The following is a 22,644-nucleotide window of genomic DNA, read 5'->3' as shown; positions in this document are numbered from 1 at the left end:
ATGTTGGTTTTACATTTACTATCATTAATTAAAATTTCGCCGCTACTTTCTTAACGTTATCTAAACCTTCTTCAACAATTTGCTGTGAACGATCTGGATATTGATTGTGTCCTTCAATTACAACTGTCTCTGGATTTGCAATTCCCCAGAACCCAAGTACGTTTGTAACGTAATTAACAGCCATTTCCATAGGAGCCATTTGTTCAGAAGAGTAATCTGAACCACGAGCACCTAAAACAACTACTTTCTTATCACCAACTAAACCTTCTGGACCGTTCGCTGTATATTTAAACGTTTTTCCCGCTTGAGAAAGATATGAAATATACGTGATTAATGGTGCTGGTACTGTAAAGTTCCATAATGGGAATGCAAATACTACTTTTTCAGCTTCTAAAAACTGGTTTAAGTACTTATCCACTGTAGCAACTGCCTTCTCTTCTTCAGCTGTTATCTCCATTCCTTGACTACGTTTATATCCACCTGAAATAGCAATATTTCCGTAATACGGAAGATCTAATGCGAATAAATCTAACTCCGTAATTTCTGTATTCGGATTTGCTTCCTTATAAGCACTTACAAATGTTTCATACATTTTTGAACTAATTGCTTGCTCCGCTGGACGATCGTTTGCTTTTACAAATAATACTTTTGACATTGTTTTATTCCCCTCTACTTTTGTATTTTCTTCTTTTTTACCAAACAATGAGCTAAATAATCCCATTTTCTTCACCTAAACTTTCTTATCATATTCATTATTCATCATCATAAAAATTCTTATTCTAATAAAAAGTTCCAATTGATACCTTAACCTAAGTAAATCAAAACTTTTTGTTATTTAATTACCTTATGTAAGTGATTGTAATACACCTACTTACTTTAGTCAAGTAACTTCTCAAAAAGAAAAATGTCTCGGATTAAAAATAACAAAGAAATATATTTCCTCATTCGAAATGATAAATTCGAAAACACATAAGTGAAATCCCTTGTATAATACAACTAGAGAGAGAAATTCATCTATAGAGAGGATTTATTAATGAGTACTTTAGAAAAGATTCAAACCTTTATCATTCTTGCAGCTGTTATATTCGGGGTTATATTAGGACAATTTAATATGATACATATGCATTCAGAAAAATTTATTGTCCCCTTCTTATTTTTAATGCTTTACGGATTATTCCTCAGCATCCCATTAAATGATATAAAAAATGGCTTCCGTAACTTAAAATTCGCTGGAACAAGCCTAGGTATTAACTTTATATGGACACCTTTTCTTGCTTGGGGATTAGGCGCGTTATTTCTTTCAGATCACCCAGCACTTTGGGTCGGCTTTATTATGTTAATGGTTACTCCGTGTACAGATTGGTACTTAATCTTTACTGAAATAGCGAAAGGAAATGTAGCACTTTCTACTGCAATTTTGCCTGTAAATTTAATTTTGCAAGTACTACTTCTTCCAATTTATTTATTTTTATTTGCTGGTGTAATGAAGACTGTAGCGGTTTCTATTTTAGTAGAAAGTATTGTTATCGTAATCGTCTTACCATTTTTACTTGCGCACGCTACAAAATTCATTATGCATAAAATGAAAAAAGCTGAAACACTTGAGAATAAACTCATTCCGTTTTTCAGCTCTGCTCAAATTGTATTTTTAAGTTTAGCAATAGTAGCGATGTTTGCCTCACAAGGTAAGTACTTATTACAAAATATGAATGTTGTTTTATTGTTACTTATACCAGTATTACTGTTCTTCATAATTAACTTTATACTAGGACAGTTTGTAGGACGTATGATGCATTTATCCTATGAAGACACTGTAAGCCTAAGCTTAACAACATTAGCGAGAAACTCGCCTGTTGCACTCGCAATTGCTGTGACTGCTTTTCCAGACGAGCCTCTTATCCCGCTTGCATTAGTGATTGGACCGTTAATAGAACTACCAGTACTAGCGTGTGTGTCACAAGTGTTATTACTTATTAAGAAAAAACAGCAATACACATAAAAAAAACGTCCTACTTTGGGACGTTTTTTTATTGTCGAGAAAGTATAGAAGTAACGATACTTATCGGCTCTAAGGATTTTATACGTTATAGAAAATTAGCTTGTCGTTACGTTAACAAAGTCTTTCTAATTAAAAATTATAGGGAAAGTAAATATAACGAAAGCTGCCCAAAGTCCGTAAATTGGCAAATACTTCGTAACGGCATCTTGGATAGCTGTCGGTCCTGATTTGTTTTGTAGAAAACGCATATAGGAAAACATAATCCAAATTAGATTTGCCCAGATCAGTATGTTTACTCCTAAGACAGCAAGTCTATTAGGTGTAATCCCGTAAGAAGAAAGTCTGAATACGATGGCTGACAAAGCTACAGTGTCAATAATAAGCGCAAGAACAATTAAGGCAAAATTGATATAATCTGAAATGTTCTTTTTCTCGTCTGATTCACTCTCAACAATGGAAAATATGGTAACAGCCAATACACCAAGGAGTATTCCGTTGAAGGCCATTAGGAAATTGCGGTCCAAGAACGGATTTTTCCCGACCCATATAACCGTTATAAGATAAATCAACAATGTGATCAAGACGAGAGGACTAAAAATTTTAGATATGTATGGTGTAATATTCTTAGCAAGTTTAAGATTCATTGATGCCAAGTATGCAGCCACAATAGCGAGAGCGGCAGCACCAAATAAAATAACATTACTAAAATAGAAGTCTTCTATATTCAAGTCAACAAACCTAAATAACTGCATGGTTAATGCTGCTAGTACCATTCCGCTCACTGCCATGCTGGCGTAGAGAATACAATATTCCAAATTAAATTTAATATAAGCTAATCTCGTACTTCCTTTTGAATATTCATTTCCTGTAAACGCAAGCCCTACTAAGACCCATAAGAATATAGGAAGATGTAAATACGCAAGGATACTGCTGTCTTTATAATTTAATGGCAACATATTAAGATACACCCCGGCAATTAGGAACAATGCTGCAAGGAAATAAATAATACTTTTTTTCGGAGTATTATTGTAAATAAAATAAGCAGCAATAAAGGGAATTACACCAAAAGCCAAGTTAATTGGAGCAATTGCTTCCTGCTCGACAAAATGGAAGATTACCCTGGTGCTTAGCCCTGCCAGAATAGCTAAAATGCCCATGAATAAGAAACCTTTTTGAAACAATGAAGGTTTTTCTGTATTTGCCGTCTCCTTGAAATGCAATCTTTCATACCAAGCACCAAGAACCTGAGAATCAGGGTTTTCATCCCATGCTTGTGAGAATGACTTTTTAAAAGCTTTCGGGTCTTTTCTATACATTCTCTCCAACTCATGAGGGTTATCCATATTTTCAATTATCACATTGTTAACCTCCATATTTATACCTCCTCTAATTTTAAAAATAACGTTGTTACCTTTTCCATAAAAAGCACCACACTTATTTATTCTGATTTTGATTTTAATATAAATTTTATCGTTTCGCAATAAATTTTTATTATTTTAGATAGTATTTTTGTTGTATATTTTTATTCCAAGCAAAAACAAAAAGCATTCCTCATTCAAAGAAATGCTCTATAACTTTTTATAAACATCGGTGTAAGCTACTTTCAGCTGTTCTCTTCATTGCTTGTTTTTATTTTCTAATTCCTTATTTTTCCTTTATATAAAAGAAATGATCAAAATGATATAAACGCCCAATTTAATAACACCTTTCCAAACAATTATTTCAAATAAATTTTAGTGCTAGTATACAAAACTCTGTAATTATAAAATAAAAAAGCATGACATAAAATTGTCATGCTTTTTCTTTTCTATCTATATTTTCAAACCTAATACAGCACATTTTACTCGGGAAAGAGCTTTTTCATTTGTTGAAACCACTTATGTCCTTGTATAAAAAGTTCTTTACTAATAAGTAATCTAATTACTGCGTTTTTCAAATTAGTAAAGAACTTTTTACCTTTTATTTATATAGCTACAGTCCGTTTTTAAACTTCCTCAAGTAAAGAACTTTTTATCCCGGCTCAATTTTTCGTAAGATGTCTTTATTACTTAATTGAAGGCTATTTTTGCTTTGTTCATATCTCCTAATCAACCATTTCCCAAAATTGAGATGCTACTTTGGAAATTCTTTGGTCTTTTAATTTTACTATTACAGGCTCTAACTGAAAATCAAATTGTTTCAATTCAAAAAGCGTTGTATGTTCTAAAAATGATGATGTGTAATCCATTCTTGGAATAACGGATAATCCTAGTCCTCTACTAACAAGTGCTACAACCATCCTTATATCTTTACACTCGATAATGATATTTGGCTTGACTTGATGTTCATCAAATACTTTGAAAAGGTCTTCATTGAAGGAGAGTCCTTCCATTGCTCCTAGCATAATGAATGGAAACTGGGCAATCTGTTCAATCGTCACATGCTGTGATGAAAACGATGTTGCCCAACTTGATGGAATAATCACAGCGGTTGGTTGTTTTTTTAATATTTTCATCTCATATTGTTCACTATTGCCCAATCGTAAAAGTAAGGCAACATCAATTTCTCTTTGTTCTAGTCTTTTTAATAATTCTTCTGAATTTCCAGTTACTATTTTTATTTTGACATTAGGGTATTGTGTTCTAAACGTACTAACATAGTCAATGAGCATATTCGAACATGTAGACGATACACCGATACTTACTGTTCCGCCTATACCTTGTTCAATTTCTTGAATTTGCTGCTTTACATCTTGAATTTGCATTAACATTTGATTGGCATATTGGTATAGTATTTCACCTGTTGCTGTAAGCTCCCATTTTTGACGATATCGATGAATTAAAGTTGTGCCAAGATCAGTTTCAAGCTTTTTTAATAATTGGCTAAGTGGGGGCTGCGCGATATGGAGCACTTCTGCTGCCTTAGAAATGCTTCCTTGTTTCACAATTTCTTTAAAGTAATATAATTGCCTGAAATCCATTGTATCTCTCCGTCATATGTTTTTTGATATAATTAGTTTATCATATATATATTTTTCATATGTCGAATTTAGCGTTATATTTAATTCTATAGCTATAGTCTTTATATTGATAATATTAACTAGAAAGTGAGAGATACTATGAATCATTGGAGTAGAACCTTGAAGCGCATCATCTTATACGTGCTCGGGTTATTTTTTATGTCGATTGGCATTAGCATGTCGATTCAAGCAGGATTTGGTGTATCGCCTGTGTCATCATTAGCATATGCAAGTACGCTAACGATTGGTTTATCGGTTGGTGTGACAATGGCGCTTGCAAATGTTTTATACATTATTATTCAAGTGATATTAAGTAAACGAATGGAGTTAAATGAATTTGTGAGTCAATTCATTATTTCGTTTTTATTTGGTTTTTTCATGGATGCAACGCTCTTCCTTGTACAACTTTTCCCTGCACCTGAAACTCTCCTTGCTCGAAGTGTATATTTGATTGTTAGTTTATTTGTTATAGCGGTCGGTTTAATGGGCTATACAACAGCGAAACTGCCATTAATGCCGTATGATGCGTTAACTTATGCAATTAGTGAAAAATTTAATTTAAAATTCGGTAAAGCAAAAATTTTGAGCGATTTAATAAACATTTGTGTGGCTGGTGCAATCTGTATAGTTTTCATTCAATCATTAGGCTCAATCGGAATCGGCACACTAATTGCCGCCTATTTTATCGGCAAAATTTTAGGGTGGATGATACCGTATTATCAACCACCTCTCCAACAATGGGTATTTAAAACAGAAAAGGCTGTCTAAGGAATCATAATAAAGTACAGGAAAAATAGATGAATCAAATTCCTCAGCCGAAATCAAATAATGAATTTTACACCTTACCAAGTGCCAGTCCACATTAGGAATGGCCCTTCTTTATTACTGCCTTTTCTTTGACCTTCTATCACTTTGGTTAAATGATAAAACAAATATTGTATTAAAACTAACCTGCCGTTTAGTTAAAGAAGGATCTTTAAACAACTTTTTTATATTTTAAAAGACTTTATTGCTACTTAACACTATTTCATACCATCTTTTCAAACAATTATTTCAAATAAATTTTAGTGCTAGTATACAAAACTCTGTAATTATAAAATAAAAAAGCATGACATAAAATTGTCATGCTTTTTCTTTTCTATCTATATTTTCAAACCTAATACAGCACATTTTACTCGAGAAAGAGCTTTTTCATTTGTTGAAACCACTTAATTCTCAAACACAAAATTAATCTTATTATCTTTCCACTCTAACTTCGCATCAAACGTTTTCTCGCCTTTTTTAAAGCCTTTAATTAAATCGGTCTTCTCACCTTTTAATAGTTTCGTCATGTTTTTTTGCGAAATAGCTTTGCTTAAAATCTTCTTCGAGATGGTAAAGTCACATTGTGTTGTATTGTAGTTAGAACAACCGTAAAACGTCGACTTATCAATAACATCGCCATCGCATTTTTTACAGTTCCCGACCTTTTTACCTGTTGTAAATTTCGATCCTTTTCGTTCAATCGATTCAACATGTAATCCGGTGAAATCCCATTTCTCCGACATTTCTACCGCATCTTCAATAATTTTAGCTGATAGCTTTTTCGTTTGCTCCATAAATGTCGCTGGTGAAGCTGTACCTTCTCCAATTTCCGCAAGGCGTTGCTCCCATTTTGCTGTCATTTCTGGTGAAGCTAGTATTTTATCACCGATTGCTGTAATTAATACTTTCCCTTTATCGGTTGCGTACACTTGGTTTTTCTGTACATCTATATATTTACGGTCTTTCAGCATTGTAATAATACCAGCACGAGTGGCCTCAGTACCTAAACCTTCTGTTTTCTTCAATACTTTCTCAAGCTCTTCATTTTCTAAATACTTACCGGCCGTTTTCATTAACGTAATGAGTTGTCCTTCTGTATAACGTTTCGGTGGCTGTGTTTTTCCTTCTTTCACTTTCACCTTTACAACTTTTCCTTGTTCACCTTCAGCTACAATTGGAAGAATCGTTTCGTCATCTTTATCGTCTTGGAAAATAACTTTACGCCAACCTTCTTGAATTTGCTGTTTTCCTTTCGAAATGAACGCAGCACGTTCGTCTACAAGAGTTGTAATCGTTGTGTAATCAAAGATTGCTACTTCATAATGCGCCGCAATCAGCCTTCTTACGATCATATCGTAAATTTTCTTTTCATCACCTGATAGTTTGCTTGGATTTGTAACTTGCTCTGTCGGTATAATTGCGTAGTGATCTGTAACTTTCTTTTCATTCACATAACGCTTATTATTCATAATCGATTCAATTGGTGCTGGCAATAAACCTTTATATTCATCAAACTGACTTAACTTCTGTAAAATATCAGGGAACGTCGCTGCCTCTCCTTGTGTAACATAGTTAGAATCCGAACGAGGGTAAGAGACAATCCCTTTTTGATATAGTGCTTGCGTTATATCAAGTGTCTTTTTTGGTGAAAATTTAAAGGCTTTATTCGCTGTCGCTTGCAGTGCTGATAAATTAAATAAAAACGGCGGCTGAAACTCTTTACGCTCCGTTTTCATTTCTTTTACTACAGCCGGTTTGTTTTGACAAAACGCTGCAATTTTATTTGCCAAATCAGGGTCATTTAAGCGGGACTCATTATCTTTCTCCCATTTCCCCTCATATTTCTTTCCTTCTATATTAAAGGTTGCGAACACTTCCCAAAACGGCTCTGACTTAAAGTTCTCTATTTCTTTTTCACGCTTTACAATGAGTGCTAATGTTGGTGTTTGTACACGACCAGCGGAAAACACATCATTCATTCCTTTTTTCTTTAGCAAAATACTAAAGACACGCGATGCATTCATACCAACGACCCAGTCAGCGCAAGATCTTGTATATGCTTCGTAATACGTATTAATCGTATCTGCTTCATCTAGTAAGTTTTTAAATCCTTGATAAATAGCTTGCTTCGTTAAAGATGAAATCCAAAGACGCTTCATTGGCTTTTGCACGTTGCAAAGATTAATAATATTTCTTACAATCAGTTCCCCTTCACGCCCAGCATCGCCCGCGTGAATAATTTCTGTTACCTGTGGATTATGTAACTGCTGTTTCACAACGTTAAATTGCTTATACTTTGACTTTGTTACCTCAAATTGAAAACGCTCTGGAATCATCGGCAATGTATTAAGTGACCATTTCTTCCACTCAGCGTGATAATGTTCTGGATTACATAACTGCGTCAAATGACCAATTGCCCATGTACAGTACGCTCCATTTGGAAATAACTCATTTGCTTCTACTTCTAAATACCCATCTTTCCGGCGATATTTAAACTGTGAAACAAGAGCCAAACCTTGATCTGGTTTCTCGGCAATAATTAATTTCATCTTCTAACTCCCTATCTGTATTCCAGTGTTACTTTCATTGTCTATCTGTTTAGAAGCGATGATAAAACAACCATCTTATTTATCATTCGCGGTTTGCCTCACAAATGGGAGACCTATAATATTATACGCTTATTCTTTATAGCTTCACAATAGAAACTCATTATATAACACTTTCTTTCTCATGCTTATAGACAAAAAAGACGCTCAAAAATCGAACATCTTTTCCATTCACTACTACTTGCTTACATATATTCTTTCAAAATAAAAATACAACAATTCTTTATGAAGCATCGTCCACTAAGAGAACCATCATTATTTGAAAATTATATTGAACTTACCTTTTTTAAATTGTGCAGATAATTTGCAGATATATATTAGCATAAGTACTCTCCATTTGAACATATGATGAAGTGAATAATAGGACAGGGAGGTATCATGATGTTCGCTTATACGTTAACTGCCTTAACACTTTGTTGTATCTCGATTATTATTACATCATATATTTCTAAACGTAAGGGTACCCTAATGGAGTATATGGTATTTATTATGTCTTTTAGTATGTGTATCGGTTTAAGTATAGGTTTTTATTTAGGGATTCTCTTCAAAGGAGAATTACTATATTCTACTTTGCTTGCTATTTTGATTAGTGGGTTTATCGGTTTTTTAGTCGGTCTACGTTTTCACCTATATACTGCTTTAGAAGGACTGTTCTCTGGATTAATGGCAAGTATGATGGGAGCTATGATTACAGAAATGTTAAACGCTCAACAAGCCCACAGTATACTGTTCATTAGTCTTTTACTTACTATAACAATAACTATGTCATGTATAATTCAACTTTTATCAGAAACCTTTTCTACTTTTATCCAACGGCGTTTTTTATTATTACTTTCAATTAGTGTGGTAATTATCGTTGCCGTGTTCGTGACATTCCCCGATCATACTCCCCCATCTTCATCCGGGCACGATCAACATATGCATTAACACTTGCAACGAAAATAAATAAGCAGCTATCCATAGGATAACTGCTTCATATTATTCTGGCTTATTAGGAATGTTAGGGTTTGGAACATAATCAGATTTATAATCTGTATATTTCACTTCTGTTACCATCCCCGCTGAAGCATGGTGTAAATCATGACAGTGGAACATCCATTCACCCGGATTGTCTGCTGCAAAGGCTACTTCATATTCTTCTCCTGGTTTTAAGTTCAAAGTGTCTTTAACAATTGGAGAACCTTCTACCGGTTTTCCGTCTTTACTTAACACCTGGAAGAAATGACCGTGTAAATGCATCGGATGATCGTCCGCTTTAGAGCGATTTACTAATTTTACTTTTACTAAGTCACCCTTTTTCACTGAAATTGGGTCAATATCTGGGAATACCTTTCCGTTAATTGTATATACCATTTCATTTCCATTCATTTGCGTATTCAAGTCCATATTATATGTGGCAATATATTGTTGATTTAACGTGAAACTACCTAGTTTTTTAGCACCATATTTCGTCATATCTAATTTCGGTAATTTTTCTTTTTCATCTGCTTTGTCTTTCATCTCTTTGCTGCCATCATATTCAATAACAGCTTTCATTCCTTTTGCACCTTTACTTTCTGAATGGTCTTCAACGTACCATTTCCCAGGATTGTTAGCTGTAAATTCAATATCATAACGTTCACCCGGTGCGATTGAAATTACTTTGTCTTTTATAACTTTTGGATCATTAATTGGTTGACCATCTGTTGCAATTACTTTTAAATCATGACCGTGAACGTGTATATCATGTGATAGATAACCCGCATTAACGAGTCGAAGACGAACTTTATCACCCTTATTCACTTTTAATGGCTCTACTAAATCTCCGCTTTTACCATTGATTGTGAATAAGTCATACATACTCATATCATGACCTTCCATCTTCATATTTCCATGGTCCATTCCTTTCATATCATCATTCTTTTTCGTATTTTCATTACCCTTAGATTTATTACCTGTTGGCCCTTTTGTCATTTCTTTTAACTGCTTATTAATTTCTTCTTTATCTGTAACCCATTCATCCAACATTAATGTGTAATCTTTATCATATTTTTCATTAGTATCTTCTACAATGAGAGCACCATATAAACCTCTATCTAGTTGATTCACAGAATCTTGATGCGAATGATACCAATATGTTCCTGGTACGTTCGCTTCAAATTCATAGGTGAAACTCTTTCCAGGTTCAACCGCATCTTGCGTCACACCTGGAATTCCATCCATGTTATTTGGGACAGGATACCCATGCCAATGAATAGATACTGGTGCAGATAATTCATTTTTTAATGTCACTTTAACCTTTTCACCTTTTTTCACTCTGATTTCTGGACCTGGGGATGAGCCATTAAATGTCCAGACTGGAACAATAACACCGTTACTTAGCTTTTGCTTTTCTTCTTTCGCTACTAAAGTAACTTCTGGCCCTTTTACAACTTTCAATGGTTTTGTAGCCGTTTCAGTCTGTGTTGTTTTTTTATCGTCCATATTTTTATGATCATTTGTTGTATTCGTGGTCGCGGAACATGCAGCAATTAAAGATATTACGGAGACTGTAACTGCTGTTAATATAAATCTCTTCAATGAAAATCCCTCCTTTTTCTTTTTCAAGATTATTATAGAAGACAATTTTCAAGAAAATATGGAGGTTTAAAATGGCCCAAATAAAAAGACGCCCAAAATTGAGCGCCTCTTCTAATAATTATTTCGTAACAACTTCATCTTCTTTTACATTCACATTATTTTCACTCATAAACTCTTCAATCTCTTCAACTTCTCTAATGATATCTTTTGACAAGTTTTCATACCCATCTTTTGTTACAAGGATATCATCCTCAATACGAATTCCAATTGATTCTTCTTCAATATAAAGACCAGGTTCGATTGTTATAACCATACCTTCTTCTAACACTCTATCTTTGTATGTTCCTACATCGTGAGTATCTAAACCAAGGAAATGGCTGACGCCATGATAATAGTATTTTGATAACTCTTCATCTTCTTGAATTAAACCAATTGCTTTACACTCTTCTGCCAGTACCTTTTTTGTATGCTCATTTAATGCAGTAAACTTTAATCCTGGCTTAATAAGCTCAGTTGTTTCTTTCAATGCTTTTAACACTATATTATATATTTGTTTTTGGCGACTAGAGAATGTTCCACTAGCTGGGAATGTGTAACTAATATCAGCGTTGTAGTAATCTTTTTGAGCACCTAAATCGAGCAGCACTAAATCACCATTTTGAATTTGTGCATCATTATCTTCATAATGAAGGACTGTAGCATTTTTACCACTCGCCAAAATTGTATTGAATGCATGATGTTTAATTCCAGATGATTTAAGCGTAAAATCAAAATGAGCTTCTAATTCATATTCCATCACATCTGCTTTTGCATGCTTCAGCACGTTATAAATACCCTCTTTAGTTACAGCAATCGCTTCTTTAATGATTTCAATTTCTTCTTCCGTTTTAAACACTCGTAATTCACAAATATGCGGATATACATTACCAATTAAAACGTGTGGATACTGTTCTCTTACATATTTAGCAAACGCTAACGTTTTCGTCTCAGTACCCTTCCACTCACGACGCTCTAAATCTAAATACAGATGCTTCACATTTTCTGTGAAAAGTGTATTTGCCATTGTCTTCTCAAAGCTTTCTATATATACAACTTTTTTTATGCCTGAAATTTGTTCTGCATCTTCTTTAGAAACTGTTTTACCGTCCCATTTTTCCATTACTGGATCTGATTTTTCAATGAAAAGAGTTTCTTCCACACTATTTCCAAACTTTTTCAACATGAAAATAACATTTGGCTCATCGATTCCCGTTAAATAGTAAAAATTTCGATTCGGCACAAATTTATAATGTGCATCGGCTGACATATGAGGTGCTTGCCCAGCAAATAAAATAGTAATAGATTCATCCGGTAATGTGTTTACTAATCGTTCTCTATTTTGAGCAAAAAATGTTGATTTCATAATAATCCCCCTAGCGTTCTATGTATAATTTTGAAACTGATTATCCAATATAATTCATTCTATTATTGTTATAATTTTTCGTCAATTAATAGTGCTCATAGAGAAAAGAAAATCTTCATTACTAGGGCCCCTTCCACTCTAAATTATGCATACCACTCCACAATTTATTGACATTTATTTCATATACTTAAAATCTCATATATATGGAAAGGAGTCTACAAAAGTGAAACATTATGTAGCAACAGGGTTAGCAATTACTTCTTTATTAATAATTACAGGATGTTCTAGCAATGCTGAAACAGCACCAGCTAAAAAAGAAACGGTGCAATCTCAGCCCAAAAATAAAGAAACAGCAAATACGATTCCGCAAAACTTCTATAAAGAAATTACCTCTGGAAAAATCGAGCACATTCATGGAATTGGCTACGCGGGAAATATGCCTGGGGTTTCTATCGCAACTCACAGTGGTATAAAAGTTTATCAAGATGGTAAATGGTTTGAAACTACGACTGAGCTACATGATTACATGGGATTTCAGGCAACAAAGAATGGATTCGTTGCCAGCGGTCATCCTGAACCAGGTGCAAATTTAAAAAATCCTTTAGGGCTAATGAAAAGTTCTGATGGCGGTAATACCCTTGAAAAGCTAGCGTTTTATGGAGAATCTGATTTTCATAACCTTGCTGTCGGATATAATACGGAAGCAATTTATTTATACAATGAGCGTCCAAATTCTAAATTACAACAAGGTTTTTATTTCAGTACGAACAACGGACAAGATTGGAAAAATAGTAAATTAAACGGTCTTTCAAGTACAATCCATTCCTTTTCAGCACATCCAGATCAATCTAGTGTAGTCGCGGTAAGTGCTAAAGACGGTGTATATTTGTCTACAGATTATGGAAATACATTTGAACTATTTTCTAAACCAGTTGAATCGACCGCAGTTACATTAAGTAATGAAGACATTATCTATGCCTCTATTAATAAGCAAACTGAGCAACTGATTACGAAGAAATCAATTGCTACAAATGAAGAAACAAACTTACAGATTCCATCTTTAGATTCTAAAGATACAATTATGTACATATCGCAAAATTCTCAAAATTCAGCTGAAATAGTTTTTGCTACAATGAAAGCAAATGTCTTTCTTTCTATGGATGACGGTAAAACGTGGAAGCAGATTACTAAAAATGGAACATTACAATATAACTAGTTAGAAAGGTGAATATAACGTGTTTTCAACAGTTAGCGAGTGGAGTTATCAACTCATGTCTCCTTTAATGGATATCGCGAATGCTACGAAATCAATTCCTCTTTTATTTGCGTTTTTATTAGGCATTGTAGGTACCCTTGCTCCTTGCCAATTAACAGGAAACATTAGCGCTATTACACTTTATCCCGCATTAACGGGCAGTAAAACTCCCACCTCAAAATTCGGATAGTACAAAGAAGTTAGGTGGGATATCAACTGCCCGTAAATGCCCGATTGGTTCAACTAATAATCAGTGGGGGATGAACAAAACCCCCACTGATTAAAGTTTCACTTTATGGCAATCAATCTTTACAAAAGGGACATGCATGGAAACATATATTGTTATTCATTTTAGGAAAAATAATAGCTTTTACGACACTTGGACTATTAGTATGGTTCTTAGGAAAAGAGATTCAGCAAATATTAACTTTGTATTTCCCATGGTTACGAAAAATAATTGGACCTTTATTAATTTTAATGGGGCTAATGTTGGCAGGTATTATAAAAGGAAGAAGTTTCTTCTCAATCAAATTTATACGAAAACAAAATGAGGTTGGCTCATTTTTACTTGGATTCTTTTTTTCCTTAGCCTTCTGTCCGACTATGTTCGTTCTATTTTTCGGAACGTTAATCCCTTTATCTTTCTCATCTAATTATGGATACTTGTTTCCGACATTCTTTTCGATAGAAACTGCTCTACCTATCGTTGTACTTATGTTCATCATCTCCTACCTTGGATTAAATGGGACTTTACTGAAAAAGAGCCGAAAAATAGGAAAAAACATTCAGCGTATAGCCGGTGTTCTCCTTATATTAATCGGGCTTTATGATACTGTCCTATATTGGTAATACACACAAAAGGTAAGCTTCAGTGAAATGAGCTTACCTTTTGTATCATTTTATTCATTTTTTCTTTTGTTGTAGTTGGCTTAGTAAATTCGTAACAAACGCCAGAAACAGTGAGTCATTTTCTTTTTTAGGTGACCATTGCATAATAAGTTGTCGTGCGATTTTAATTTCTATCGGTTGCACAATGAATTCATGAATAATTTGCTTATGTAGTCCTGATACTGGAACAATTGTTATACCGTTAACCTGTAAGGCAAGTGCTAATGCTGAACTAATGGTCTCTGATTCCATCACTTTATTAACTACTATTTCATTTTTCGTCAAATATGGTTCAAGTACTTCTTTACAACCAGAGAGCGGCATTATAAAAGGATAATTTTTCAACTCTTTCATTGTAAGACCAGATGGAACTGACTTAGAAGAAACCACAACATACGGATCTTCACCAATTACATCATAATGAAATCCTGGTATTAAATTTTCTTTTATAGAAATAGAAAAATCTGCACTTCCAGAAGACAGCCAATCTAACACTTCTTGATAGCTTCCTTCTCGAACTGCAAGCACATACTGACTTTGATCAAAATTACCTAGTTCGATACACTCCGCCAAACAATATACAGTAACTGAAGGATATGTAGCTAATACAATCTTATACAAGTTATTATTTTTTAATTGTAAAGCTGTTTCTTCAAGGTTTTCATACTCCATTAGAAGTCGATCTACACAAACTAAAAATTCTTTTCCATTTTCAGTTAAAACAGTTCCTTGTCTAGAGCGATCAAATAATGTTATAGCATATCGTTTCTCTAATTTGTTTACGATATGAGTTATAGCCGGCTGTGTCATATGTAACTCCTTAGCTGCTAAACTAATGCTGTTCAAACGAGCCACGTATTTAAAAACTTTAAAATCAAAAACGTTCATTCTGTTCTCCTTATATAAAAGTTATTTATATCATCTATAAATAAGCTTCATTATATTTATCAACCCACTTCATATACACTAATTATACATCATCAATATTACGAAAAAATAAACATATAAACATTAGAGGAGTGTTGATTAAATGAGTACTTACGTTTTAGTACATGGAGCATGGCAAGGTGAATGGGCATGGGATTTAGTAAAACCTCAACTAGAGGCTTTCGGACATACAGTTATTACACTAGACTTACCTGGAAGTGGGAAAGATACAACTCCATCACAAAATATAACATTAGATTCCTATGTTAATGCAGTAACAACTATTATAAATCAACAAAATGAAAAAGTTATTCTTGTTGGACATAGTATGGGGGGAATTGTGATCACTCAAACCGCTGAGCTTATACCAAATAAAATCGATAAATTAGTATATCTTTGTGCATTCTTGCCACAAAATGGAGAAAGTCTTGGTAGTAAGTTAGACGGAGAAGCTGGCCCACAATTCTCTATAAATGAGAATGACATGACCGCAGAACTTATACCAGAGTTGATTGAACAAACATTTTTAAATGCTACAGAAGACGGTTCTATTAAAGGAGCATCTTTTAATCAAATGCGTCCTCAACCACTAGGACCGTTCCAAAAAGAGCTGAAAATATCAGAAGAGAACTTTGGAACTGTAAATCGTATTTATATCGAAACAACTCTAGATAGAGCGATTCCGATTGATTTTCAGCGCCGAATGCATACAGAAACTACTTGCACAAAAATAATTACTTTGGAAGCTGATCATTCACCATTCTTTTCTAAAACAACAGAACTTGTGAATTGCTTAAATGAGTTAAGCTAAATTTCATTTAATGAAAATAGACACCCGCGGGTGTCTATTTATTATGCTAACTAGGGATTGTATTTTCTTCTCTACATTTGCGTTCCCTTTTTCTTCATCTCCCACTTTTTATACAGTAGTACTGCCCCAAATAAGAATACCCCCGCAATGAATGAGCCTACAGGTAACATTTTTATCATTTCATCAGGAAATACGAGCGGAAGTAATGGAAATGCATAAGCTGCTGGAATACGTACTCCAACGATTTTTAATAAAATTAGCATTAATATCATATTTAATAAAGTAACTACAATCCATGAATCAATCGCAAAGTACAATAACGTTCCAACAGTTGCTGATGTAGTTAATACTAGTATTTGTTTAAATGCCATTTTTTCATTGTACATCGGTTTTTGAAGTGATTCATACACAACGACTAGAATTGGCGGAATAACCGCTAATTGTTCATAACCAGTTATCCAACATAAACTGATCCATACAAAATTTAAAAATAGAAATACAACCATATATTTATATTGGATTTTAACTTTTCTCTCAATACCGTTATTCAATTTAAAAATAAGAACACCAATCATTAAAATAAATGTCAAAACGAAGACTGAGATAACAAATGACCATTCCGTCGCATTTGTTACTAATGGTAATAAACCTGTCGCAATAGATGGTGCTAAATTGGATTGAATAACACGTAAAAACAACATCATTAATATAAGTGTTAAGCTAACTTTTCCTATATAGGAAATATCCATTTGATTCACTGCAAAACCAATAACAGCTGTTATTGACGGCGCAATAAAGATTTTTTCTGGTTGTCTTAGCCATCCCGGCTCACGATATACCCATAAAGCTATTGCCATCGCAGCTATTTCCGGCAAAATTACTTCTGGATCATCTAATAGTACACCAGCTGTAACCATCGCTAATATAAATAGAATTGCAATGCTATATGATATGATTGTTTCTTTCCTTGAAATTACTGAATTCATTATTACATACTCCTTTTTGCTTATTACTCTCATAAAGTAAAACAATACCCTATATACCCTACTTAGGTATTGTATATTAACATCTTTTCTATTTCAAGTATTTGTAGTTTTTTCATTCTTTATCACCACATACACTTACAAAACAAGGCATGTTTACAGGCATTGACACTTATTAAAAGATACGTTACAATAACTATACATTAGTAAGTAACTAATGTAATTAAATCTAACTAGAGGTGAAAACAAATGAATAACATTTTATTCCGTATTAACGAATTATCAAAAAAAGAAAGAACATCTGGATTAACAGTTGATGAAAAACAAGAACAACAAATGTTGCGTCAAAACTATACAAAAACATTTCGCGGGAGCTTAGATTCCATTTTATTAAACACAAAAATCGTTGATCAAAATGGTCTTAACGTTACACCAGTTGCATTACAAGATGCTCAAATCCGTTTAAAATTAAGCAAATGAAATCAAAGCTAAAAAAACAATCGTATAAAACATAAAAAGAGCTAAAATTCCTATATAGAAATTCCAGCTCTTTTTATTGTCTTTTCTAATTTAGTAAACGAGCGATACATCGCAATTCTCCACGATACAATCATCGCAAAAGCGAGTAAGAAAAACATTCCACTTAATTGGGTTAAATCAATCGACTGACTTAAATATGATTTCAATGCTACCCGAATAGCTAATAAACCAACTAAAATAAATATGAACGCTTTTGATGGTTTCATATATATGTCTTCGCCTCTTATTTCGAACTTAGATGTTTTAATAAGAAATATAGAGAAAATAAGTCCTACGCTAATTGCCTCTACTATTTCTAAAGACGTTAATCGAAACTCTGGTAAGAAGTACATCATTGCACCAGTGCTCATAAAAATTGGCGGTAATATAATTTTCTTTTTCGTTACCGGTTTTTTCGCTGACTTAAAGCGAAGAAACATAACTCCAACGGCCATACAAACCGCTACTATACTTGATAAAAGTGCTAAACTCATACTCTCCACTCCTATCTATTTAAAAGATTTTTTGAGCAAAATCATAAACCAAACGAGCCCAACACTTATAATGACATGACCTAAACCAGCCATATGGCTTAAACCATTAAAGTCAGTTCCATTTACTTGTAGAATACCTCTAAATACCATTGTAGCAATAGTAAAAATTAATCCTACATTATAAACAACAAACCACGCACGAAAACTTTTTGTTTCACGGACATTAAATACTTTAAATAGAGCTAAAGCGACCAAAAAGAATACAAAGCCGAGCACTAATACGTGTGTATGCACTAATTGCAACATAGTGGATCCTTTAATGCCTTGCGCTTTCGTATACTCTCTTGCAAATACACCTGATAATAAACCAATAATTAAGTAAATGAATGCTGCATTATATAATTTCTTCATCATATTCCTCCTGCTGTAGAACGACAATTTATATCGTCACTTTCCATATTCACTGCAATCATTTTACGCAAAGTTTATGAACGGAATATGAACAGATTATTACATTCTATTATTGAAAATAAAAAAGGCCATTCCACAACTATTAATTGTGGAATGGCCTTTTAACTTATTTTAAATCTTCAATTGAGAAAGCACCTGGCAGTAACTGTTCCACAGTCACTTCTTTTTCATCACCTTTTACATTCGTTAGTAATACAGGCATTTTCGGATCACAAAATTCAGCAATAACTTGTCTACATGCACCACATGGTGAAATCGGTCCGTCTGTTTCGCCTGTAATGACTAAGTAACTAAAATCGCGCTCACCTTCTGATACTGCTTTAAAGATCGCTGTTCTTTCTGCACAGTTACATAAACCGTAAGAAGCATTTTCTATATTACAACCAGTATAAATTTTACCTTCTTTCGTAACTAGCGCTGCACCAACAGGAAATTTAGAATACGGAATATACGCTTTCGATAACATCTTATTTGCTTCTTCGATATATTTTTTCTTATCCATATTATTTCCTCCTCAAAGTAAATGTAATTATGATTAGTCAGTAATAACTGTATGAACTAATTTAGGAGCCACTGCTGTTTCAGCGATAGAAATGTTCTCATAGATTTTTGCTTTTACATCTTCTACATTTTCGCGATTTGCATAGATCGTTACGAACGGCTCGCCTTCTTTTACTGCATCGCCAACTTTTTTACGTAACATTAATCCTACCGCTAAATCGATTTCATCTTCTTTTGTCGCACGACCTGCACCTAATAACATAGCTGCGATACCGATTTCATCTGCAACAATGTTTGAAATCACACCTGAAGTTTTTGCAGGTACATCAATTACATACTTCGCTTGTGGCATTTTTTCTGGATTGTCTACAATCGAGCTGTCTCCGCCTTGGTTGCTTAAGAACTCTTTAAATTTCTCAGTTGCTTTTCCATTTTTCATCACTTCAATTAGCATTTCACGAGCTTCTTCTAATGTATTTGCTTTTTTCGCAAGTACGACCATTTGGCTTCCTAATACAAGTACTAATTCTGTTAAATCTTCTGGACCTTCGCCTTTTAAAGTATCAATTGCTTCCTTCACTTCTAGAGCGTTACCAATCGCAAAACCAAGAGGTTGTGACATATCTGAAATTACTGCCATCGTTTGACGTCCAACATTATTTCCGATACGTACCATTGCATGAGCTAATTCTTTTGCATCTTCTTCGGTTTTCATAAATGCACCAGCACCTGTTTTTACATCAAGTACGATTGCATCAGCACCAGCTGCAATTTTTTTACTCATAATTGAACTTGCAATTAGAGGAATTGAATTTACTGTTCCTGTTACATCACGTAATGCATAAATCTTTTTATCAGCAGGTGTTAAGTTTCCTGTCTGTCCGATAACAGCCACTTTGTCACGGTTTACAATATCAATGAACTGTTCTTTCGTAATTTCAACGTGGAATCCTTCTACCGCTTCTAATTTATCAATTGTCCCGCCCGTATGTCCTAAACCACGACCAGACATTTTTGCTACTGGTACATCTAAAGCAGCGACTAATGGTCCTAATACTAATGTTGTTGTATCACCAACACCGCCAGTTGAATGCTTATCTACTTTAATGCCTTCAATTGCTGATAAGTCAATTGTTTCTCCAGACTCAACCATTGCCATCGTTAAATCTGCACGTTCACGATCCGTCATATCTTTAAAGAAAATTGCCATTGCAAGTGCACTCGCTTGATAGTCAGGAATACTTCCGTCTGTATAACCGTTAATAAAGAAATTAATTTCTTCAGTTGTTAATTCTTTTCCATCACGTTTTTTCGCAATAATATCTACCATTCTCATTACAATCACCATTCCTTTTTATATTATATGAATCTGTTAAAATAATAAGCCAACGATTGTTGCTGATAAGAAACTTACTAATGTTGCACCGAAAAGTAATTTCAAACCGAATCTTGCGACTACATTCCCTTGTTTTTCATTTAAGCTCTTAACTGCCCCTGCAATAATCCCGATTGAAGAGAAGTTTGCAAATGAAACTAAGAATACAGATATAATCGCTGTCGTTCTATCTGAGAAATTAAAGTTTCCTTGTGCTAAATCTGTCATCGCAACAAATTCATTTGATACAAGTTTTGTCGCCATAATATTCCCTGCGTTAACTGCTTCATGCCATGGAACACCCATAATAAATGCAAATGGTGCAAATACATAACCAAGAATTTCTTGGAATGAGATACCGATTACACCTTTAAATACTGCATTAATGAATGCGATAAGAGCAACGAAACCAATTAACATAGCTGCCACTGTAATCGCAACTTTAAATCCATCTATAATGTATTCCCCTAATACTTCAAAGAATGTCTTTTTCTCTTCTTCTTGTACTTCTAACATATCTTCTTCTTCAGTAACTTCATACGGGTTAATGATAGAAGCAATAATGAAGCCACCGAATAAGTTAAGCACTAAAGCGGTTACAACATATTGCGGTTTTAATAACACCATATATGATCCAACGATAGACATAGATACTGTAGACATTGCAGATGCACATAATGTATACATTCTTTTCTCTGGCAATAATCCTAGTTGTTTCTTAACTGAAATAAACACTTCAGATTGTCCTAAAATCGCAGAAGCTACCGCGTTATATGATTCGAGTTTCCCCATCCCATTTACTTTACTTAATACTAGACCGATAGATTTCACAATAATAGGTAATACTTTAATGTGTTGCAAAATACCTATTAAAGCTGATATAAATACGATTGGCATTAATACACTTAAAAAGAATGAAAACTCTTTTTGATTTACTAATCCACCAAATACGAAATTCACACCATCAGCGGCATATTTTAATAATTCTCCAAAACCATCTGCTATTCCGCTAATTAATATATTCCCTACGCTTGTATTTAATAATAAAAACCCCAAAATGAATTGTAATATAACCATCGTTATGATTGGGCGATATTTGACTTTCTTTCTATCATTACTAGCAAGCCAAGCGATACCTAAAATCAATACGAGGCCTAAAACACCGATTAAGTATTTCATAAGCCGTCTCCTCCCATTCGTATCCGCTTACATTCTTTTCAATTGTTAAAGCAATAGATACACTTTACTTTAAACGTGTATCTATTGCTTTTCACACTTTATTAATTAGTAATTATCTGTAGCACCTTTTGCATCATTTAATACGATTGCAACACTAGCACTTGCTCCAACGCGAGAAGCTCCAGCCTCTACCATTTTGTCTGCATCTTCACGTGTACGAACGCCGCCAGATGCTTTCACGCCAACGTTTGGTCCAACTGTTTTACGCATTAATGCGATATCTTCTGCAGTTGCTCCGCCAGTTGAGAATCCAGTTGAAGTTTTTACGAAATCAGCGCCAGCTTTTACTGATAATTCACAAGCACGAACTTTTTCTTCATCTGTTAGAAGGCAAGTTTCAATGATTACTTTTACAAGAGCTTTTCCTTTTGCTGCTTGTACTACTTCATAAATGTCTTTTTCAACGAACTCATTGTCGCCATCTTTTAAAGCACCTACGTTGATTACCATATCAACTTCAGTTGCACCTTTTGCGATAGCATCTTTTGTTTCGAATGCTTTTGTTTCAGTAGTGCTTGCTCCTAATGGGAAACCGATTACAGTACAAACGTCTACATCATGTCCAGCTAATTCTTCAGCAGCTAGCTTTACCCATGTAGGATTAATACAAACTGAAGCAAATTTGTATTGCTTTGCCTCTTCGATTACTTTCATAACATCTTCTTTTGTAGAATTTGGTTTTAAAATTGTATGATCAATTAACTTTGCAATGTTCATTATCTTCACTCCTCATATCTTTTAACAACTTCATTCTAACCCTTAGTTGAACAAATGTAAATACACTTTTGAACTTTTGTTCATTCTTTTTTAGAA

At 33.9% G+C, this 22,644-nt stretch carries 20 protein-coding genes and 1 pseudogene; 7 read left to right on the top strand and 14 right to left on the bottom strand.

The genetic code is table 11. The features are described 5' to 3' along the window. Nucleotides 1-28: 28 nt before the first annotated feature. Nucleotides 29-721 (bottom strand): FMN-dependent NADH-azoreductase, encoded by a 693-nt coding sequence (locus B5P40_RS01330; protein ID WP_002165961.1) that lies wholly within the window; start codon nt 719-721, stop codon nt 29-31. A gap of 312 nt (nt 722-1,033) precedes the next feature. On the opposite strand from B5P40_RS01330, the gene B5P40_RS01325 reads away from it, so the two are divergent. Then, nucleotides 1,034-1,999 (top strand): arsenic resistance protein, encoded by a 966-nt coding sequence (locus tag B5P40_RS01325; protein WP_002189223.1) that lies wholly within the window; start codon nt 1,034-1,036, stop codon nt 1,997-1,999. Between the two features lie 125 nt (nt 2,000-2,124). Here the strand turns inward: B5P40_RS01325 and B5P40_RS01320 are convergent, their stop codons facing one another. Both B5P40_RS01320 and B5P40_RS01315 read right to left on the bottom strand, forming a co-directional pair. After that, nucleotides 2,125-3,372 (bottom strand): DUF4153 domain-containing protein, encoded by a 1,248-nt coding sequence (locus B5P40_RS01320; protein ID WP_002126853.1) that lies wholly within the window; start codon nt 3,370-3,372, stop codon nt 2,125-2,127. 710 nt (nt 3,373-4,082) lie between these two features. Beyond that, a complete protein-coding gene (locus B5P40_RS01315) occupies nt 4,083-4,958 on the bottom strand; it encodes a LysR family transcriptional regulator (RefSeq protein WP_000347551.1) in 876 nt (291 codons plus the stop codon). Nucleotides 4,959-5,096: 138 nt separating this feature from the next. Here B5P40_RS01315 and B5P40_RS01310 point away from each other — a divergent pair, with 138 nt between their 5' ends. Continuing rightward, the gene (locus tag B5P40_RS01310) at nt 5,097-5,765 is read left to right on the top strand and encodes a YczE/YyaS/YitT family protein (protein ID WP_033708127.1); all 669 of its coding nucleotides are present in this window, start codon (nt 5,097-5,099) and stop codon (nt 5,763-5,765) included. 440 nt (nt 5,766-6,205) lie between these two features. Here the strand turns inward: B5P40_RS01310 and topB are convergent, their stop codons facing one another. Then, nucleotides 6,206-8,350: a DNA topoisomerase III gene (topB, locus tag B5P40_RS01305; RefSeq protein ID WP_113708726.1), complete on the bottom strand. Its 2,145-nt coding sequence runs from the start codon at nt 8,348-8,350 to the stop codon at nt 6,206-6,208. 438 nt (nt 8,351-8,788) lie between these two features. Between topB and B5P40_RS01295 the strand changes: the two genes are divergently transcribed. Then, entirely contained in the window at nt 8,789-9,334 is a 546-nt protein-coding gene (locus B5P40_RS01295; protein WP_002141309.1) for a hypothetical protein, read from the top strand. Between the two features lie 51 nt (nt 9,335-9,385). Here B5P40_RS01295 and B5P40_RS01290 read toward each other — a convergent pair whose 3' ends face one another. Both B5P40_RS01290 and B5P40_RS01285 read right to left on the bottom strand, forming a co-directional pair. Then, nucleotides 9,386-10,966: a multicopper oxidase family protein gene (locus B5P40_RS01290; protein ID WP_113708725.1), complete on the bottom strand. Its 1,581-nt coding sequence runs from the start codon at nt 10,964-10,966 to the stop codon at nt 9,386-9,388. 118 nt (nt 10,967-11,084) lie between these two features. Continuing rightward, a complete protein-coding gene (locus B5P40_RS01285) occupies nt 11,085-12,368 on the bottom strand; it encodes an aminopeptidase P family protein (protein WP_002012280.1) in 1,284 nt (427 codons plus the stop codon). 223 nt (nt 12,369-12,591) lie between these two features. On the opposite strand from B5P40_RS01285, the gene B5P40_RS01280 reads away from it, so the two are divergent. Both B5P40_RS01280 and B5P40_RS01270 read left to right on the top strand, forming a co-directional pair. Then, a complete protein-coding gene (locus B5P40_RS01280) occupies nt 12,592-13,584 on the top strand; it encodes a F510_1955 family glycosylhydrolase (RefSeq protein WP_002189218.1) in 993 nt (330 codons plus the stop codon). A 19-nt stretch (nt 13,585-13,603) separates the two neighbouring features. Then, nucleotides 13,604-14,472, top strand: a pseudogene (locus tag B5P40_RS01270) (urease accessory protein UreH domain-containing protein). 54 nt (nt 14,473-14,526) lie between these two features. Here B5P40_RS01270 and B5P40_RS01265 read toward each other — a convergent pair. After that, nucleotides 14,527-15,399: a LysR family transcriptional regulator gene (locus B5P40_RS01265; RefSeq protein ID WP_113708723.1), complete on the bottom strand. Its 873-nt coding sequence runs from the start codon at nt 15,397-15,399 to the stop codon at nt 14,527-14,529. Between the two features lie 142 nt (nt 15,400-15,541). Here B5P40_RS01265 and B5P40_RS01260 point away from each other — a divergent pair, with 142 nt between their 5' ends. After that, complete coding sequence (locus B5P40_RS01260; RefSeq protein WP_002189214.1) at nt 15,542-16,249, top strand: alpha/beta fold hydrolase; 708 nt, start codon at nt 15,542-15,544, stop codon at nt 16,247-16,249. Nucleotides 16,250-16,320: 71 nt separating this feature from the next. On the opposite strand, the gene B5P40_RS01255 is transcribed toward B5P40_RS01260, so the two are convergent. Then, on the bottom strand, nt 16,321-17,235 hold the full coding sequence (locus B5P40_RS01255) for an HPP family protein (protein ID WP_113708722.1): 915 nt from the start codon (nt 17,233-17,235) through the stop codon (nt 16,321-16,323). A gap of 246 nt (nt 17,236-17,481) precedes the next feature. On the opposite strand from B5P40_RS01255, the gene B5P40_RS01250 reads away from it, so the two are divergent. After that, on the top strand, nt 17,482-17,712 hold the full coding sequence (locus tag B5P40_RS01250) for a DUF896 domain-containing protein (RefSeq protein WP_113708721.1): 231 nt from the start codon (nt 17,482-17,484) through the stop codon (nt 17,710-17,712). Between the two features lie 50 nt (nt 17,713-17,762). Here the strand turns inward: B5P40_RS01250 and B5P40_RS01245 are convergent, their stop codons facing one another. From B5P40_RS01245 to deoC, 6 genes are all read right to left on the bottom strand, one after another. Next, on the bottom strand, nt 17,763-18,245 hold the full coding sequence (locus B5P40_RS01245; protein WP_002189212.1) for a CcdC family protein: 483 nt from the start codon (nt 18,243-18,245) through the stop codon (nt 17,763-17,765). 15 nt (nt 18,246-18,260) lie between these two features. Further along, on the bottom strand, nt 18,261-18,656 hold the full coding sequence (locus B5P40_RS01240) for a DUF2871 domain-containing protein (RefSeq protein WP_000737878.1): 396 nt from the start codon (nt 18,654-18,656) through the stop codon (nt 18,261-18,263). Nucleotides 18,657-18,822: 166 nt separating this feature from the next. Beyond that, nucleotides 18,823-19,218 carry a cytidine deaminase gene (locus tag B5P40_RS01235; RefSeq protein ID WP_000358532.1) on the bottom strand — a complete coding sequence of 132 codons (396 nt, stop codon included), beginning with the start codon at nt 19,216-19,218 and terminating at the stop codon, nt 18,823-18,825. Between the two features lie 33 nt (nt 19,219-19,251). Beyond that, a complete protein-coding gene (locus B5P40_RS01230; protein ID WP_002165965.1) occupies nt 19,252-20,553 on the bottom strand; it encodes a pyrimidine-nucleoside phosphorylase in 1,302 nt (433 codons plus the stop codon). A gap of 36 nt (nt 20,554-20,589) precedes the next feature. Next, the gene (locus B5P40_RS01225) at nt 20,590-21,771 is read right to left on the bottom strand and encodes a NupC/NupG family nucleoside CNT transporter (protein WP_002035026.1); all 1,182 of its coding nucleotides are present in this window, start codon (nt 21,769-21,771) and stop codon (nt 20,590-20,592) included. A gap of 105 nt (nt 21,772-21,876) precedes the next feature. Further along, nucleotides 21,877-22,548: a deoxyribose-phosphate aldolase gene (deoC, locus tag B5P40_RS01220; protein ID WP_002012110.1), complete on the bottom strand. Its 672-nt coding sequence runs from the start codon at nt 22,546-22,548 to the stop codon at nt 21,877-21,879. Between the last annotated feature and the right edge of the window lie 96 nt (nt 22,549-22,644).

The organism is Bacillus sp. SRB_8, from assembly GCF_003264205.1.
GTDB lineage: Bacteria > Bacillota > Bacilli > Bacillales > Bacillaceae_G > Bacillus_A > Bacillus_A mycoides.
The sequence above is the reverse complement of the archived record's forward strand: the minus strand, read 5'-3'. Positions and strand labels throughout refer to the sequence as shown.